The 16,582-nt window shown below is 58.5% G+C and carries 14 protein-coding genes; 3 read left to right on the top strand and 11 right to left on the bottom strand.

Annotation, left to right across the window (positions count from 1 at the left end):
- Positions 1-13: 13 nt before the first annotated feature.
- Complete coding sequence (gene ftsH / locus BUE09_RS12715; RefSeq protein ID WP_073301293.1) at positions 14-1,924, bottom strand: ATP-dependent zinc metalloprotease FtsH; 1,911 nt, start codon at positions 1,922-1,924, stop codon at positions 14-16.
- Between the two features lie 190 nt (positions 1,925-2,114).
- A complete protein-coding gene (gene rlmE / locus BUE09_RS12710; protein WP_073301292.1) occupies positions 2,115-2,765 on the bottom strand; it encodes a 23S rRNA (uridine(2552)-2'-O)-methyltransferase RlmE in 651 nt (216 codons plus the stop codon).
- Positions 2,766-2,846: 81 nt separating this feature from the next.
- Here rlmE and BUE09_RS12705 point away from each other — a divergent pair, with 81 nt between their 5' ends.
- Positions 2,847-3,158 (top strand): YhbY family RNA-binding protein, encoded by a 312-nt coding sequence (locus BUE09_RS12705; RefSeq protein ID WP_019342071.1) that lies wholly within the window; start codon positions 2,847-2,849, stop codon positions 3,156-3,158.
- A gap of 22 nt (positions 3,159-3,180) precedes the next feature.
- Here the strand turns inward: BUE09_RS12705 and BUE09_RS12700 are convergent, their stop codons facing one another.
- The 8 genes from BUE09_RS12700 to grpE form a co-directional block, all read right to left on the bottom strand.
- Positions 3,181-3,579 (bottom strand): hypothetical protein, encoded by a 399-nt coding sequence (locus BUE09_RS12700; protein ID WP_019342070.1) that lies wholly within the window; start codon positions 3,577-3,579, stop codon positions 3,181-3,183.
- 10 nt (positions 3,580-3,589) lie between these two features.
- Positions 3,590-4,066 carry a transcription elongation factor GreA gene (gene greA / locus BUE09_RS12695; protein WP_073301291.1) on the bottom strand — a complete coding sequence of 159 codons (477 nt, stop codon included), beginning with the start codon at positions 4,064-4,066 and terminating at the stop codon, positions 3,590-3,592.
- The gene (gene carB / locus BUE09_RS12690) at positions 4,063-7,284 is read right to left on the bottom strand and encodes a carbamoyl-phosphate synthase large subunit (protein ID WP_073301290.1); all 3,222 of its coding nucleotides are present in this window, start codon (positions 7,282-7,284) and stop codon (positions 4,063-4,065) included. Before carB ends, greA begins: the two co-directional genes overlap by 4 nt.
- Positions 7,285-7,314: 30 nt before the next feature.
- Complete coding sequence (carA, locus tag BUE09_RS12685) at positions 7,315-8,463, bottom strand: glutamine-hydrolyzing carbamoyl-phosphate synthase small subunit (RefSeq protein WP_073301289.1); 1,149 nt, start codon at positions 8,461-8,463, stop codon at positions 7,315-7,317.
- 180 nt (positions 8,464-8,643) lie between these two features.
- The gene (dapB, locus tag BUE09_RS12680; RefSeq protein ID WP_073301288.1) at positions 8,644-9,450 is read right to left on the bottom strand and encodes a 4-hydroxy-tetrahydrodipicolinate reductase; all 807 of its coding nucleotides are present in this window, start codon (positions 9,448-9,450) and stop codon (positions 8,644-8,646) included.
- Positions 9,451-9,527: 77 nt separating this feature from the next.
- Positions 9,528-10,655 carry a molecular chaperone DnaJ gene (gene dnaJ / locus BUE09_RS12675; RefSeq protein WP_073301287.1) on the bottom strand — a complete coding sequence of 376 codons (1,128 nt, stop codon included), beginning with the start codon at positions 10,653-10,655 and terminating at the stop codon, positions 9,528-9,530.
- Between the two features lie 165 nt (positions 10,656-10,820).
- Positions 10,821-12,734 (bottom strand): molecular chaperone DnaK, encoded by a 1,914-nt coding sequence (gene dnaK / locus BUE09_RS12670; RefSeq protein WP_073301286.1) that lies wholly within the window; start codon positions 12,732-12,734, stop codon positions 10,821-10,823.
- 96 nt (positions 12,735-12,830) lie between these two features.
- A complete protein-coding gene (gene grpE, locus BUE09_RS12665; RefSeq protein WP_073301285.1) occupies positions 12,831-13,400 on the bottom strand; it encodes a nucleotide exchange factor GrpE in 570 nt (189 codons plus the stop codon).
- 235 nt (positions 13,401-13,635) lie between these two features.
- Between grpE and recN the strand changes: the two genes are divergently transcribed.
- Positions 13,636-15,312, top strand: coding sequence for a DNA repair protein RecN (gene recN / locus BUE09_RS12660; protein WP_073301284.1), 1,677 nt, complete (start codon positions 13,636-13,638; stop codon positions 15,310-15,312).
- A gap of 246 nt (positions 15,313-15,558) precedes the next feature.
- On the opposite strand, the gene fur is transcribed toward recN, so the two are convergent.
- Positions 15,559-15,966 carry a ferric iron uptake transcriptional regulator gene (gene fur, locus BUE09_RS12655; RefSeq protein WP_073301283.1) on the bottom strand — a complete coding sequence of 136 codons (408 nt, stop codon included), beginning with the start codon at positions 15,964-15,966 and terminating at the stop codon, positions 15,559-15,561.
- A 93-nt stretch (positions 15,967-16,059) separates the two neighbouring features.
- On the opposite strand from fur, the gene BUE09_RS12650 reads away from it, so the two are divergent.
- On the top strand, positions 16,060-16,566 hold the full coding sequence (locus tag BUE09_RS12650) for an outer membrane protein assembly factor BamE (RefSeq protein ID WP_073301282.1): 507 nt from the start codon (positions 16,060-16,062) through the stop codon (positions 16,564-16,566).
- Positions 16,567-16,582 lie beyond the last annotated feature (16 nt).

The raw sequence follows: 16,582 nt of genomic DNA, 5'->3' as shown, positions 1-16,582 counted from the left end.
AAACAGCCTTCGCTTAATGCTCGCCAGCGGGACCACCAATCGGCGTTTGCGGGCGACCACTTTCAGGCTGTACGGGGGTTCCGGTAGGTCCTGAGCCATCCTGCCAATCACGCGGCTCGCGCGGCGTACGGCCTGCCATGATGTCGTCGATCTGATCGGAGTCGATGGTCTCGTACTTCATCAACGTCTCAGCCATAACATCAAGCTTGTCACGGTTATCGGCGAGGATTTGCTTAGCCGTGCCGTAGCATTGATCGATGATGCTGCGAACCTCGAGATCGATCAGTTTCGCTGTGTCACCAGAGACATTGGTGTGCTGACTGCCTGCACTGCGACCAAGGAATACTTCGCCTTCCTCTTCCGCATACATCAGCGGGCCCAGCTTTTCAGACAAGCCCCACTTCGTAACCATGTTACGAGCCAGCTGGGTAGCTCGCATGATGTCATTGGACGCGCCGGTAGTAACGCCCTCGAAGCCGAGCGTCATCTCCTCAGCGATACGACCACCGAACAGCGAGCAGATCTGGCTAATCAATGCGCGTTTGGAGAGGCTGTAACGGTCTTCCTCGGGGAGGAACATGGTGACACCAAGCGCTCTGCCACGCGGAATGATCGAGACCTTGTAAACCGGATCATGCTCCGGCACGACACGCCCGACGATCGCGTGCCCCGCCTCGTGATAAGCCGTATTGAGTCGCTCCTTCTCGGACATGACCATCGACTTGCGCTCTGCGCCCATCATGATCTTGTCTTTGGCCAGCTCGAACTCTTTCATTTCGACCACACGCTTGCCGGCGCGCGCAGCGAACAATGATGCTTCGTTGACCAGATTGGCCAGGTCTGCACCGGAAAAGCCCGGTGTGCCACGCGCGATCAAAGCAGGCTCGACACTATCGCCAAGCGGCACCTTGCGCATATGAACTTTCAGAATCTGTTCGCGACCACGAATATCTGGCAGCCCAACGACCACCTGACGATCGAAACGACCAGGGCGAAGCAGGGCAGGATCGAGAACATCCGGACGGTTAGTTGCAGCAATGACGATAATGCCGTCATTCATCTCGAAACCGTCCATTTCGACCAGCAACTGGTTCAACGTCTGCTCGCGCTCGTCATGACCGCCGCCGAGACCTGCACCGCGATGACGACCGACGGCATCGATCTCATCGATGAAGATGATGCATGGCGCGTGCTTTTTGGCCTGTTCGAACATATCGCGAACACGACTGGCACCAACACCTACAAACATTTCAACGAAGTCGGAACCAGAGATAGTGAAGAAGGGAACCTTGGCCTCACCCGCAACCGCCTTGGCCAGCAAGGTCTTACCGGTGCCCGGTGAACCCACCATCAGCACACCGCGCGGGATGCGTCCACCGAGGCGCTGAAACTTGCCCGGATCGCGCAGGAACTCGACCAACTCGGTGACTTCCTCCTTGGCCTCGTCACAGCCAGCAACATCAGCAAATGTCGTCTTCACCTGGTCTTCGGATAGCAGGCGAGCCTTGCTCTTGCCAAAGCTCATCGGGCCGCCCTTACCGCCCGCACCGCCCTGCATCTGACGCATGAAGAACATGAACACTGCGATGATCACCAGAATCGGGAAGCTCGCGACCAACAACTGCGTCCAGATACTCTGCTGCTCAGGCTGTTTCCCTTCGATCACCACGTTATTGTTGATCAGATCACCGATCAAACCGTTGTCCTGAATCGCAGGACGGATCGTTTTGAAGGTCTCGCCATCACTGCGCTTGCCGTTGATAACGAAACCATCGACGGTGACGCGCTCGACCTGACCTTCTTTCACCTGTTCGATGAAATCGGAATAATTGAGCGTCTGCGGCTCGGTCGGGCTGGAAAAGTTGTTCATCACCGTCACTAGGACAGCGGCAATGATCAACCACAGAATCAGGTTTTTTGCCATGTCGTTCAATTCACTACCCTCTAGAGCAGGCGTGTTGTCGGGAGCCTGCATGACGGCCGATGGTTCGCTCTCGGCCTAACTTACTACACAACGTTGCTGAACGCGCAGCTCGGTCTGTAACCCGATATGAAACATGCTAGCCCTTAGCTTATGGGCCGGCGTTCGCCGGAATAGCTTCAGCCCCGCGAGGCTAAGACCGCAGCGCCTGCATCTCGTTGCCATCACCCCGATAACCACGCGCCAGCAGATACTGTTCACGCGAACGATCCCTTGAAGACAGGGGCTTGCGCATCTGAACCTTATCGAAATTCTGTCTGACATCCTTCAGGTAGGCGTCGAAGCCGTCCCCCTGAAAAATCTTGATCAGAAAGTCCCCACCCGGGCGCAACACCCGCATTGCTAAATCCAGCGCAAGCTCGCAAAGAAACATCGCCCGTGCCTGATCAGCGACCTTCACTCCACTCATATTGGGGGCCATATCGGAAATCACAAGGTCTACCTGGGTTTCACCGATGGCCTGAAGGATCTCAGCGAACACTTCATCCTCGGTAAAGTCACCGAGAACAAAGGTGACGTCAGCAATACTGTCCATCGGCAGAATATCGGATGCGATCAGACGGCCACGATCTCCGATCACCCGACTGGTCACCTGGGACCAGCCGCCCGGAGCGGCACCGAGATCAACCACGGTCATGCCTGGTCGCAGGATACGATCCTTCTCCTGAATCTCGAGCAGCTTGTAGCTCGCTCGTGAACGATAGCCATCGCGCTGCGCCATCTTTACATAGGGATCGTCGAAATGTTCTTTCAGCCAACGTGGGCTGGTCTTGGAGCGTGCCAAGCTGTTACCTCATCTGTGCGGCTCAAGGCGTGTCAGTTACACTAGCCGCGTTTTCCAGGGTTCTGACGCAAGGGTCGAATTATGCCGCTCACTAACGAGCAGAAGAAACAGTACAAATCCATCGGCCATCATCTGAAGCCTGTCTTGATCGTATCCGAGAACGGCTTGACCGAAGGCGTACAGGCCGAGCTTGAGCGAGCCCTGAACGATCATGAACTGATCAAGGTGCAGCTACGGATCACCGAGCGCGACGATCGGCGCGTGGTAACCGAAGAATTGTGCAAAATTGGCGGCTGCGAATTGGTTCAGTCCATCGGCAAGATGGCCCTGATCTATCGCAAGAACCCCAAAGTAAACAAGCAATTATCCAACATACATCGTTTTCAGAGCTGAGCCATTCTTCAGCCGCCTTCTGCTAGCGCTCCCGCCCGGGAGCGACTTGCAGGACTAGAATCAACCCACACATCCCCATCGCTAAATAGCTGAAAATCAGCCAGTACGGCGATTCGATAATGCCGGCTCGCGCTGCAAGATGACTCCCTGCCAGCAGTAGTACAGCGAGCAACAACTGTCCTCGCAGATCACGCCAAAGACTGCGAAGCCCGCAGAGCTGGATCAGCACCAATGCTTGAAGCAGCACACAGAATGCAGTGAAGCCGACCAACAAGGGTTGCAGGCTGCCCGCGACCTCTTCGATCAGCAACGGCGCCAGGCCAATCTTGGCCAACGCCGGTAGCATTACGAACTGCAGAAGCCACAGACCACCAACCCAGAATGTCTGGGCCAGCTGCCAACTGATCACTCCCGCGCGCATCGGTCGAGTCTCAGAGATGGCGAACCTCGACGATCTCGAACTCGACCAATCCTCCCGGAGTCCTCACCACAGCGATGTCACCCTCCATCTTCCCGATCAGGGCGCGCGCGATCGGAGATCCTACCGAAATCTTGCCGAGCTTGATCTCCGCTTCGTCCTCACCAACGATCTGGTAGGTGACGCGCTCATCAGTCTCGATATTGGCAATCTCAACGGTAGTACCAAAGATCACTTTGCCGGTGTGCGGAATGCTGCTGACATCAATGACTTGGGCATTCTGCAAACGCCCTTCGATATCACGAATCCGCGCCTCGACCATGCCCTGCTGTTCGCGGGCCGCGTGATATTCGGCATTTTCCTTGAGATCCCCCAGTTCGCGCGCCACGCCGATGTCGTGGCTGAGCTTGGGGCGAAGCACCTTGGTGAGGTGGTGCAGCTCTTCTTCCAGGGCGCGTGCGCCCTGGACGGTCATTGGGTATTTGGTCATGCTTTGATTCCTGCATGGAGATCCTGCAAGCGACGCACGGTCTTCTCAGGACCGAATTTAAGCGCCTCACAGATGGCCTGCCCACCAGCCAGCGTGGTGGTGCAGCAAATCTTGTGCTGCAGAGCGTTACGACGGATCGAGTAAGAATCAGCGATCGACTGACGCCCCTCGGTGGTGTTGATGATCAGGGTAACTTCATCGTTCTTGATCATGTCAACAACGTGCGGACGACCTTCGGTCACCTTGTTCACCCGACGCACTGGCAGCCCTGCCGCCTCGATGATCTTGGCGGTGCCAGCAGTGCCCACCACTTCGAAACCGAGCTCGATGAGATCACGCGCGACCAGAGCGACGTGAGGCTTGTCATCGTCACGCACGCTGATGAATGCACAGCCGCTGTTAGGCAGAATTTCACTGGCGCCCAACTGCGCCTTGGCGAAGGCTTCAGCGAAGCTGTCACCGACACCCATCACTTCACCAGTGGACTTCATCTCCGGACCGAGGATTGGGTCAACGCCTGGGAACTTGGCGAACGGGAAGACCGCTTCTTTCACGCTGTAGAAGTTCGGGATGATTTCTTCGGTCAAACCAACTTCCGCCAGCGTCTTGCCCGCCATGACTCGCGCAGCAATCATCGCCAGCGACACACCAATGCACTTGGAGACGAATGGAACGGTACGCGAAGCGCGCGGGTTCACTTCGATGACGAAGATGTCCTCGCCCTGCACCGCCATCTGAACGTTCATCAGACCGACAACGCCGAGCTCCAGGGCCATTTTCTTGACCTGGTCACGAATCTCGTCCTGGATGTGCGCTGGGAGCGAGTACGGGGGCAGCGAACAAGCGGAGTCGCCGGAGTGCACGCCCGCCTGCTCAATGTGCTGCATGATCGCGCCAATCACCACATGCTCCCCGTCGCACACCGCGTCGATATCGACTTCAATGGCGCAGTTGAGGAAGTGATCAAGCAGTACAGGACTGTCATTCGAAACTTTGACCGCCTCACGCATGTAGCGGCGCAATTCTTCTTCCTGGTAGACGATTTCCATCGCCCGGCCGCCCAACACATATGACGGACGCACCACCAGCGGATAACCGATCACCTTCGAGGCGGCAAGCGCCTCTTCTTCGCTGCGGGCGGTTGCGTTCGGCGGCTGACGCAGGTTCAGACGCTCGACCATCTGCTGGAAGCGTTCGCGATCTTCTGCCCGGTCAATCGAATCAGGGCTGGTTCCGATGATAGGGACACCCGCTTCTTCCAGCGCACGAGCGAGTTTCAACGGAGTCTGTCCGCCGTACTGCACGATTACGCCTTTGGGCTGCTCGACGCGTACAATTTCCAGCACGTCTTCCAAGGTTACCGGCTCGAAGTACAGACGATCCGAAGTGTCGTAGTCAGTCGAGACAGTCTCAGGGTTGCAGTTGACCATGATGGTTTCATACCCATCGTCGCGCATTGCCAGCGCCGCGTGAACGCAGCAGTAATCGAATTCGATGCCTTGGCCGATGCGGTTGGGACCACCGCCGAGAATCATGATCTTGTCGCGGCTGGACGGATTGGCCTCGCACTCTTCCTCGTAGGTTGAATACATGTAGGCCGTATCGGTGGCGAACTCAGCAGCGCAAGTGTCGACGCGCTTGTACACCGGCAGGACCTTGAGCTTGTGACGATGAGCCCGCAAGTTCTTCTCAGTTACGCCGAGCAGCTTGGCCAGTCGGGCATCGGAGAAGCCTTTGCGCTTGAGCTTGTACATGACGTCGCGATCAATGCTGGATAGACCCATGGTCTTGATCCGCTCTTCTTCCTTGATCAGATCTTCGATCTGAACCAGGAACCACTCATCGATGCGCGTCAGCTCGAACACTTCTTCGACCGACTTGCCTGCACGGAACGCATCGGCGAGATACCAGATACGGTCCGCACCGGGGACGGTGAGTTCACGCTTGAGCGTGCTCTCGCTTTCCGGATCAGTCAGGTCGAGCTTCGGATCGAAGCCGGAGACACCCACTTCCAGCCCGCGCAGCGCTTTTTGCATCGACTCCTGGAAGGTACGCCCGATCGCCATGACTTCACCGACCGACTTCATCTGCGTGGTCAGACGCGCGTCGGCCTTGGGGAATTTCTCGAAAGCAAAACGCGGGATCTTGGTGACGACATAGTCGATTGCGGGCTCGAAGGATGCTGGAGTGCGGCCACCCGTGATGTCGTTCTGCAGCTCGTCGAGGGTGTAACCCACAGCAAGCTTTGCGGCGATCTTGGCGATCGGAAAGCCGGTAGCCTTGGAAGCCAGCGCCGAGGAACGCGATACGCGCGGGTTCATCTCGATCACGACCATGCGGCCGGTGTCCGGGCAGATACCGAATTGCACGTTGGAACCGCCGGTTTCAACGCCGATCTCACGCAGTACCGCCAGGGAAGCGTTGCGCAGGATCTGGTATTCCTTGTCGGTCAGGGTTTGCGCCGGCGCGACGGTGATGGAGTCACCGGTGTGCACGCCCATCGGGTCGAAGTTTTCGATGGCGCAGACGATGATGCAGTTGTCCTTCTTGTCACGGACCACCTCCATCTCGTATTCCTTCCAGCCGATCAGCGATTCGTCGATCAGCAGCTCGCTGGTCGGCGACAGATCGAGGCCGCGAGCGCAGATCTCTTCGAACTCTTCGCGATTGTAAGCAATGCCACCACCGGTACCGCCCATGGTGAACGAAGGGCGAATGATGCAGGGGAAGCCGACCTTCTCGAGCACACCGTAGGCTTCGTCCATGTTGTGGGCGATGCCAGAAACCGGACAGGCCAGGCCGATGTTTTTCATCGCCTTGTCGAAGCGCGAACGGTCCTCAGCCTTGTCGATCGTGTCGGCGTTGGCACCGATCATCTCAACGCCAAACTTTTCCAGAATGCCGTGCTTTTCCAGATCCAATGCACAGTTCAGCGCGGTCTGTCCGCCCATGGTCGGCAACAATGCGTCCGGGCGCTCCTTCTCGATGATCTTGGCCACGGTGGCCCACTTGATCGGCTCGATGTAAGTCGCGTCAGCCATGGCCGGATCGGTCATGATCGTGGCCGGGTTGGAGTTGACCAGGATGACGCGGAACCCTTCCTCGCGCAGTGCCTTGCACGCCTGAGCGCCGGAGTAATCGAACTCGCACGCCTGGCCGATGACGATCGGGCCAGCGCCGAGGATCAGGATGCTTTTGATGTCTGTACGTTTTGGCATGGTCTCTCTCGAATTCTGTGCTCGGCGGACTTAGCGGCGCTTGGCCATGGCATCGATGAAGCGATCGAACAACGGCGCCACATCGTGCGGGCCGGGGCTCGCTTCAGGATGACCCTGGAAGCTGAAAGCGACTTTGTCAGTGCGCTCGATTCCCTGCAGCGTGCCATCGAACAGCGACTTATGCGTCGCGCGAAGATTGCTCGGGAGGGTGGCTTCATCCACAGCGAAGCCGTGGTTCTGGCTGGTGATCATCACCACACCGGTATCCAGATCCTGTACCGGATGGTTAGCACCATGATGGCCGTTCGGCATTTTTACCGTTTTGGCACCTGAGGCCAGTGCCAGCAGCTGATGCCCAAGGCAGATACCGAATACGGGAATATCGGTCTCAAGCACTTCCTGGATCGCCTTGATTGCGTAGTCGCAAGGCTCAGGGTCGCCTGGACCGTTGGCCAGGAATATTCCATCCGGATTCAACGCCAGCGCTTCGCTTGCAGTTGACTGCGCCGGGAGCACTGTGACGCGGCAACCACGGGCGACCAGCATGCGCAGGATGTTGTACTTCACGCCGTAGTCGAAAGCGACCACATGGTAAGGCAGCTCGCCGACCGGAATTTCGGCATGCGCGTCGTCCTTCAGGCACCAGACGCTGGAGCGCCACTCGTAACGCTCCTTGACGCTGACTTCCTTGGCCAGATCCATGCCCTTGAGCCCAGGGAAGCTGCGCGCCAACTCCAGCGCCTTTTCTTCGGTCGCGTCAGCGCCCGCCAGGATGCAGCCGTCCTGAGCGCCCTTCTCGCGAAGAATACGGGTCAAACGTCGGGTGTCGATGCCGGCGATGGCAACGGTGCCGTTGGCTCTGAGGTAGTCAGGAAGGGATTGCTTTTCGCGCCAGTTGCTCGAAGTAAGCGGCAGGTCGCGGATAACCAAGCCTGCGGCCCAGACCTTCCACGATTCAGCATCTTCCGGCGTGGTGCCGGTGTTGCCGACATGCGGATACGTGAGCGTGACGATTTGCTTGGCGTAGGAAGGATCGGTGAGGATTTCCTGATAGCCGGTCATGGCGGTATTGAACACCACCTCACCAACGGTTTGCCCATCGGCGCCGATGGAATCGCCGTGAAAGATACTGCCATCGGCAAGGGCCAAAATGGCTGGCGTAAGGGCTGGCTTAGTCAAGAGACCTCCCAAAGATCAAGGCTGAAGCAGGCGCAGATTGTAAAAAAGCGGGATGACGTGTGAAGGTCATCCCGCTTTTTATTTGAGTCATTTCTGCGCAACTTTTAGTGGACACACTAAAACGGGAAGCTTACAGAAAACACCCTTTGAGGTCCACCCGAAATCCACCCGATCGCCTTCTCAACGCAACCCGAGCACGTCCTGCATGTCGTACAAACCCGCCGGCTGCTGCTCAAGCCACAACGCAGCACGCACGGCTCCTTTCGCAAAAGTCATCCGACTGGACGCCTTATGGGTGATCTCGACCCGCTCGCCTTCGGCGGCGAACAGAACCGTGTGATCCCCCACTACGTCGCCGGCGCGCACGGTGGCAAAACCGATCGTTTCCCGCGCACGGGCACCCGTCTGGCCTTCGCGACCATACACAGCCACCTTCTGTAGGTCTCGACCGAGCGCCTGCGCGACGACCTCGCCCATGCGCAACGCGGTGCCCGAGGGAGCATCGACCTTGTGCCGGTGATGCGCTTCGATGATCTCGATATCCACCTCATCACCCAGCACACGTGCAGCAGTATCAAGTAGCTTCAGGCACAAATTCACGCCGACACTGAAATTGGCAGCAAAGACGATCGGGATATCCTGCGCTGCGGCAGCCAGCTTGTCCTTCTCTGCAGCGGAGAAGCCGGTGGTGCCGATCACCATCGCCTTGCCGGCGCGCCGGCATACTTCAAGATTCTTCAGCGTGACCGAAGGATGAGTGAAATCAATCAGCACATCGAACTCGTCGACGACCTTCGACACCTCACCGATCAGCGGCACGCCGAGCCGCCCAATAGCCGCCAGCTCACCCGCATCAGCACCGACCAAGGTGCTATCAGGTCGATCGATAGCGGCGGTCAAGCCGGCGGCCCCAGCGGTTTGCTGAACAGCCTCAACCAGCGTCTTTCCCATACGCCCCGCGGCGCCCGTTACTGCAATACGTCGCATAGAAACAGCCCCAAGCTGCAAGCCTCAAGCTGCAAGAGCGCCTTCAGAAAGGTCGCCGCCTGCAGCTTGCCGCTGGATTAAAGATCGCCAAAAAATCGCTTCACGCCTTCGAACCAGCCGCTGGCCTTTGGCGAATGAGAGCTGTCGCTCTGCAATGTCTTGCGGAACTCGTCGAGCAGTTCGCGCTGGCGTTTGCCCAGATTGACCGGTGTTTCCACCGCGACCCGGCACAACAGATCGCCGGCCGCACCGCCGCGCACAGGGGCAACACCCTTGCCACGCAAACGGAACTGTTTGCCGGTCTGAGTACCCTCGGGGATTTTCAGCTTCACGCGACCGTCGAGAGTCGGCACTTCCAATTCTCCGCCCAGCGCCGCATCGGCGAAGCTGATCGGCACTTCACAGTACAAATGCTTGCCGTCACGCTGGAAGATCGGGTGCTCGCGTACATTGACCACGACGTAAAGGTCCCCAGCCGGACCACCCTGAGCGCCCGCCTCACCCTCACCCGTCAAACGGATCCGGTCACCTGTATCGACGCCCGGCGGCACCTTGACCGAAAGCGTCTTCTGCTCTTCGACCCGGCCTTGTCCATGACAGCTACCGCAGGGATCGGAAATCATCTTGCCGCTGCCATGACAGCGTGGGCAGGTCTGCTGCACCGAGAAGAAACCCTGCTGCATGCGCACCTGACCAATGCCGCCACAGGTGGTACAGGTGACCGGGCTGGTGCCCTTCTTGGCGCCGGAGCCATCACACGTCTTGCATTCGGCCAGCGTCGGGACTCGGATGGTAACCGTCGTACCCCGCACGGCCTCCTCCAGATCCAGCTCAAGGGTGTAGCGCAGATCACTGCCGCGCTGAGCACCGCCACGCGAGCTGCCACGACCGCCGGCGAAGAAATCGCTGAACACATCGCCAAAGATATCGGAGAAATTGGCGTTACCGTAAGCCGCGCCCGCGCCAGCACCCATCTGGGGATCGACGCCGGCATGACCGTATTGGTCATAGGCTTGACGTTTGCCAGCATCGGAAAGCACTTCGTAAGCCTCGTTGGCCTCTTTGAATGCGTCTTCAGCGGCTTTGTCTCCGGGATTACGGTCCGGATGATGCTTCATTGCGAGGCGACGATAAGCCTTCTTCAGCTCCGCCTCGCTGGCGCCTCGCTCGACACCCAGCACTTCGTAATAGTCACGTTTGGCCATAAGTTTCCTGAACCTTCAAATTCGTACCCTCCAGACACGCCGACGCGGGAGCAAGCCCCCGCGCGGCGATCAGGCCCTTTGCGGTATCACCGCATCAGGCTGGAGCAAGCAGCAGCCTGATTGGCCTTTGCGCTTTCTCCGCTCATGGAGGTCATAAGCCGCGGCTTATTTGTTGTCCTTGACCTCTTCGAACTCAGCATCGACAACGTCGTCACCAGATTGCCCATTTTCGCCAGCCTGCTCGCCTTCGCCGCCCTGAGGCTGCTCGGCGTACATCTTCTGCGCCAGCGGAGTGGATGCCTGTGAGACAGCTGCGATCTTGGCCTCGATCTCAGCCTTGTCGTCGCCCTTGATGGCCACTTCCAGTCCGCCGATGGCTTTTTCGATGTTGGCCTTGTCTTCTTCGGTGGCCTTGTCGCCGGCTTCGGTCAACATCTTGCGAGTCGCATGGACCAGCTGATCGCCCTGGTTGCGGACAGTGACCAACTCCTCGAACTTGCGGTCTTCCTCGGCATTGGCCTCGGCGTCACGCACCATCTGCTCGATTTCTTCCTCGGAAAGACCCGAGTTGGCCTTGATCACGATGGACTGATGCTTGCCAGTAGCCTTGTCCTTCGCCGACACGTGCAGGATGCCGTTGGCATCGATGTCGAAGGTGACTTCGATCTGCGGCATGCCGCGTGGCGCCGGTGGAATCTCGGCCAGGTCGAAACGACCCAGCGACTTGTTACCACTGGCCTGCTTGCGCTCGCCCTGCAGCACGTGAATGGTCACGGCGCTTTGGTTGTCATCAGCGGTGGAGAACACCTGCGACTTCTTGGTCGGGATGGTGGTGTTCTTCTCGATCAGCGCAGTCATCACGCCGCCCATGGTTTCGATACCCAGGGTCAGCGGGGATACGTCGAGCAGCAGCACGTCTTTGACGTCACCGGCCAGAACGGCGCCCTGAATCGCGGCACCCATGGCAACGGCTTCGTCAGGGTTAACGTCCTTGCGCGCTTCCTTGCCGAAGAACTCAGCGACCTTCTGCTGCACCAGTGGCATGCGAGTCTGCCCACCGACCAGAATCACATCATCGATCTTGGAGACGTCGATACCGGCATCCTTCATCGCCATGCGGCAAGGCTCGATCGTGCGCTGAACCAGATCCTCGACCAGCGCTTCGAGCTTGGCACGAGAGATTTTCACGTTCAGGTGCTTCGGTCCGGTCGAATCTGCCGTGATGTACGGCAGATTAACGTCAGTCTGCTGACTGGAAGACAGCTCGATCTTGGCCTTCTCAGCAGCTTCTTTCAGGCGCTGCATGGCCAGCGGGTCACCTTTGAGGTTCATGCCGCTTTCTTTCTTGAACTCGTCGACGAGATAGTCGATCAGGCGGATGTCGAAGTCCTCACCACCGAGGAAGGTATCGCCGTTGGTGGCCAGCACCTCGAATTGATGCTCACCGTCGACTTCGGCAATCTCGATCACCGACACGTCAAAGGTACCGCCACCCAGGTCGTATACGATGACAGTGTGATCGCCACGGGCCTTGTCCATACCATAGGCCAGCGCAGCGGCAGTCGGCTCGTTGATGATGCGCTTGACGTCCAGACCGGCGATGCGGCCGGCATCCTTGGTGGCCTGGCGCTGGCTGTCGTTGAAGTAGGCCGGCACGGTAATTACCGCTTCGGTGACCGGCTCGCCGAGGTAGTCTTCGGCGGTCTTCTTCATTTTCTTGAGGATTTCCGCGGAAATCTGAGGCGGAGCCATCTTCTGGCTGTTCACCTCTACCCAGGCATCGTTGTTATCCGCTTTGACGATCTTGTAGGGGACCATCTGGATATCTTTCTGCACAACTTCTTCGTCGAAACGACGACCGATCAGCCGCTTCACCGCGTACAGCGTGTTATGCGGATTGGTAACAGCCTGACGCTTGGCCGACTGACCAACCAGAATTTCACCGTCATTGGCGTAAGCAATGATCGATGGAGTGGTGCGACCGCCTTCGGCGTTCTCGATCACCTTGGCCTTGCCGTTTTCCAGGATGGAGACGCAGGAGTTGGTCGTTCCCAGGTCGATACCGATAATTTTGCCCATGTGCTTCTCTCCGAACTTTGATTGATCCGCGCCTGTTTACCGGCGACGGGTAATACAAAAACGCTTGGCTACCAGATGGGGGTTAGCCGCTGAAATTCAAGCCTTCTCATCAATCGAAGGCGGGGTTTCTGCTGGCGCCTTGCTGACGACGACCATCGCCGGACGCAACAGCCGCCCATTGAGCAGATAGCCCTTTTGGAACACCTTGAGCACACTGCCTGGCTCGGCATGGGTACTTTCCTCCATGGCCATAGCCTGGTGATGCTCGGGGTTGAAGGGCTCACCCTGTGGGTCGATCTGCACCAGCTGGTGGCGCGCCAAGGTGTCGAGCAACAACTTGAACGTCAGCTCGACGCCTTCGCGCATCGGCCGGACGGCTTCGTCATCCGGTCGCGACAGCTCGAGGCCGCGCTCCAGACTGTCAGCGACAGCCAACAGGTCGCCGGCAAACTTTTCCAGCGCGAACTTGTGCGCTTTCTCAACATCCTGCTCGGCGCGACGACGGATATTTTGCAACTCCGCCGCCACACGCAGAGATTGATCCTGCGCCGCGGCCAACTGCTCTTCCAGTGAATGCACGCGACCAGCCAGATCCTCGGTCACCTCGGCTTGCGCGGTCTCGCTTTCATCAGGGGTCTGGTTGTCCAGGTTCTGCTCGTCGACCATGCGGTCCTCCTCATCGATACGTCAGCGGGCGTCGACCCGCGCTTGTGCCGCTATATGGGGGCAACAAAATCTGCTTCAAGGGCAGTTCGGCATATCGAAGATGCATGTATTGAGCTCGTGCCAGCGCTCCGGATTGAAGCGCCCGCTTTGTTTACATACCACTCAGGCAGAGCAACTTGTAGCGCCCCACCAAAGAACTGTATAAATACACAGTCACCTACCCAGGAGCCCTGCCATGCTGGTTCACCTCTCCGTTCACAATTACGCCATCGTCGAGCATCTTGACCTCGAGCTGAAACGCGGCATGAGCGTGATCAGCGGCGAGACCGGCGCAGGTAAATCGATCATGCTCGACGCACTGGGCCTCACCCTCGGCGATCGCGCAGACAGCAGCGCGGTCCGCATTGGCGCGGACAAGGCGGATATCCTCGCCAGCTTCGATCTGGATGACATTCCCGACGCGAAGGCCTGGCTGGCCGGGCGCGACCTGGACAGCGATGGTCCATGTATCTTGCGCCGCGTCATCACGGCTGAAGGACGTTCGCGCGGCTATATCAACGGAACACCCTGCCCGCAGGGTGACCTTAAGGCGCTTGGTGAGCTGCTGATCGATATCCACAGCCAGCATGAGCACCAATCGCTGCTCAAACCCGATACTCACCGGAGGCTGCTCGACGAGTACAGCGGCAATCAGGATCTTGCGCGCCAGGTTCAAATGGCTGCTCAGCGCTGGCGACAAACCCGGCAAAGCCTGGAGCGCTTAACCAATAGCAGCGATGAGCAACGCGCCCGCCATCAGCTGCTGAGCTACCAGCTCGAAGAGCTGGAAACCCTTGCATTAGGCGAGGACGAGCTGGAGCAACTGGAGCAGGAGCACAAGAACCTCGCCAACGCCGAGCATCTGCTCGGCGCCTGCCGCCAGGTGATCGAGCTGTGCAGCGAGAGTGATGCCGGCAACGTGCTTTCGGCACTCACCTCCAGCCTGCAGCGGCTCACCGGGTTTCAGAACCAGCCCGGCGCACTTGGCGAGGCAGTCAACCTGCTGTCCAGCGCACAAATCCAGATCGAAGAAGCCGTCGGTGAACTCAATCGCTTTCTCGATCACTTCGACTCCGACCCTCAGCGCCAACAGGCGCTGGAGGAACGCCTCGACAGTATCTACACCCTGGCACGCAAACACCGCGTACAGCCGCCTGAACTGACGGCGCTGCAGCAACGACTATTCGAAGAGCTGGAAAGCCTGAATGCCGACGATACAGCTGTCGAGCAACTGAGCGAGGAGCTCACCGCATACGAGCGCTACTACTGCGAAAAGGCCCAAGAGCTGAGCGCCACTCGCCACCAGGCAGCCGAATCCTTGGCGCAGGCCGTCGAAACAGAGGTCCAGCGACTGGGCATGCCGGGCGGCAAATTCAGCGTCGTGTTGAAGCCCGCCGCAGAAGGAGACCTGATGCCGCACGGACTGGAGCAGGTTGAATTTCTGGTGAGCGCCAACCCGGGCCAGCCACTGCGCCCGCTGGCGAAGGTCGCCTCGGGCGGTGAGCTGTCGCGCATCAGCTTGGCGATTCAGGTGATCACCGCCCAAACGTCCCGCATACCGACGCTGGTATTTGATGAAGTTGACGTCGGTATCGGTGGCCCCACCGCGGAAGTCGTCGGCCAACTGCTTCGTAGACTCGGCGAGCGCGGTCAGGTGCTGACCGTAACCCACCTGCCACAAGTCGCGGCGCAGGGACATCACCACCTGTTCGTACACAAGGCACGCGGCACTGACGAAACCCATACGGCTGTTGCTGCATTGGGTAATAGCGAGCGGATTGAGGAAATCGCGCGCATGCTGGGTGGCGTCGATCTGACTGAGCAAGCTCTTGCTCACGCCCGGCAGATGATTGGCTCCGCGCAGCTATCTTAACCTTGGACTGAGCCGAGCCGAGCCTGAGCCTGAGCCTGAGCAAGCCTAACCGTAGCGACGACCAAAGCAGAGCGCGCTCTACCGGCGCCTGCCGCTGGCTGTCGACATTTTTCGGGAATCCACTAGCGCGACGGAATATCGGCAAGCTTGCTGGATAACTCTCGCCCAAAAAAGAACCCCGTCGATTAGCGGGGTTCTTCTTAGGCAAGACGATCCGAATCGCCTTTCGTGTTACAGACTTGCCGATCAGTCGGCCTTCTTGCGGACGTACAACACCAGATTGTGGTCCACCAAGTCATAGCCGTGACGCTTGACGATTTCCTTCTGCAGCTTCTCGATCTCCGGATCGAAAAACTCGATGACGTCGCCGCTGTCGACACACACCATATGGTCATGGTGGCCACCGTCAGCCAGCTCAAACACGGCATGACCACCGTCGAAGTTATGCCGAACTACAAGACCGGCCGCCTCGAACTGGGTCAACACGCGGTAAACAGTTGCCAGACCGACGTCCTCGCCGGCCTCCATCAACGCCTTATAAACGTCCTCAGCACTCATATGACGCCGATCAGTGGTATCCAGCATCTGCAGGATCTTGACCCGTGGCAGGGTTACTTTGAGGCCAGCTTTGCGTAGTTCGCTATTTTCAACCATGGTCGGCTTTCTCGCTGCTGCTGTTTCGCAGCCTCCTTCAATACGGGTATGATCCGGGCTTTGCCCAGCCAAGATAGTGGAAGTCACCTACCGATGCAAAACACCAAGCTCATGCTGTCCAGCCTCACGCTAGTGGGCCTGTTCGCACTCGCCGGTTGTTCATTCCCCGGGGTTTACAAGGTCGACATTCAACAGGGCAATGTCGTTACGCAAGACATGATAGACCAGTTGCGCCCAGGAATGACCCGATCTCAAGTGCGGTTTATCATGGGCAACCCGCTGATCACCGATACGTTCCACGCCGACCGCTGGGATTATCTGTACAGCATCCAGCCAGGCGGTAGCCAACGCCAGCAGGAACGGGTCAGCCTTGTATTCAACGCTGACGACCAGCTCGCCGGTCTCGCGGGTGACTTCAAGCCCGGCGTGAGCCGTGACGAAGCCATTCTGGGAACCGATCTACCGGCAAGCACCGAGGAGCCCGTCAGTACCGAGCCAGAGGCCACCGAGCGCGGCTCTCTGCTCGAACAGATTCAGGGCGACGTAGACGCGGCCGAGCCGGTTCCGGTGCCAACTCCAGGCCGTTTGGAAACAGACTAGACATCAAACGAACACA

The sequence above is a fragment of the Stutzerimonas xanthomarina DSM 18231 genome (assembly GCF_900129835.1).
In the GTDB taxonomy this organism is placed as follows: Bacteria; Pseudomonadota; Gammaproteobacteria; order Pseudomonadales; family Pseudomonadaceae; genus Stutzerimonas; species Stutzerimonas xanthomarina.
This window is presented reverse-complemented; position numbering and strand designations above follow the sequence as displayed.

Bases quoted from the DNA above. Each gene is read 5' to 3' on its own strand.
- ftsH (WP_073301293.1), bottom strand. From the start codon at position 1,924: ATGGCAAAAAACCTGATTCTGTGGTTGATCATTGCCGCTGTCCTAGTG.
- BUE09_RS12705 (WP_019342071.1), top strand. From the start codon at position 2,847: ATGCCGCTCACTAACGAGCAGAAGAAACAGTACAAATCCATCGGCCAT.
- BUE09_RS12700 (WP_019342070.1), bottom strand. From the start codon at position 3,579: ATGCGCGCGGGAGTGATCAGTTGGCAGCTGGCCCAGACATTCTGGGTT.
- greA (WP_073301291.1), bottom strand. From the start codon at position 4,066: ATGACCAAATACCCAATGACCGTCCAGGGCGCACGCGCCCTGGAAGAA.
- carB (WP_073301290.1), bottom strand. From the start codon at position 7,284: ATGCCAAAACGTACAGACATCAAAAGCATCCTGATCCTCGGCGCTGGC.
- dapB (WP_073301288.1), bottom strand. From the start codon at position 9,450: ATGCGACGTATTGCAGTAACGGGCGCCGCGGGGCGTATGGGAAAGACG.
- dnaJ (WP_073301287.1), bottom strand. From the start codon at position 10,655: ATGGCCAAACGTGACTATTACGAAGTGCTGGGTGTCGAGCGAGGCGCC.
- dnaK (WP_073301286.1), bottom strand. From the start codon at position 12,734: ATGGGCAAAATTATCGGTATCGACCTGGGAACGACCAACTCCTGCGTC.
- grpE (WP_073301285.1), bottom strand. From the start codon at position 13,400: ATGGTCGACGAGCAGAACCTGGACAACCAGACCCCTGATGAAAGCGAG.
- recN (WP_073301284.1), top strand. From the start codon at position 13,636: ATGCTGGTTCACCTCTCCGTTCACAATTACGCCATCGTCGAGCATCTT.
- fur (WP_073301283.1), bottom strand. From the start codon at position 15,966: ATGGTTGAAAATAGCGAACTACGCAAAGCTGGCCTCAAAGTAACCCTG.
- BUE09_RS12650 (WP_073301282.1), top strand. From the start codon at position 16,060: ATGCAAAACACCAAGCTCATGCTGTCCAGCCTCACGCTAGTGGGCCTG.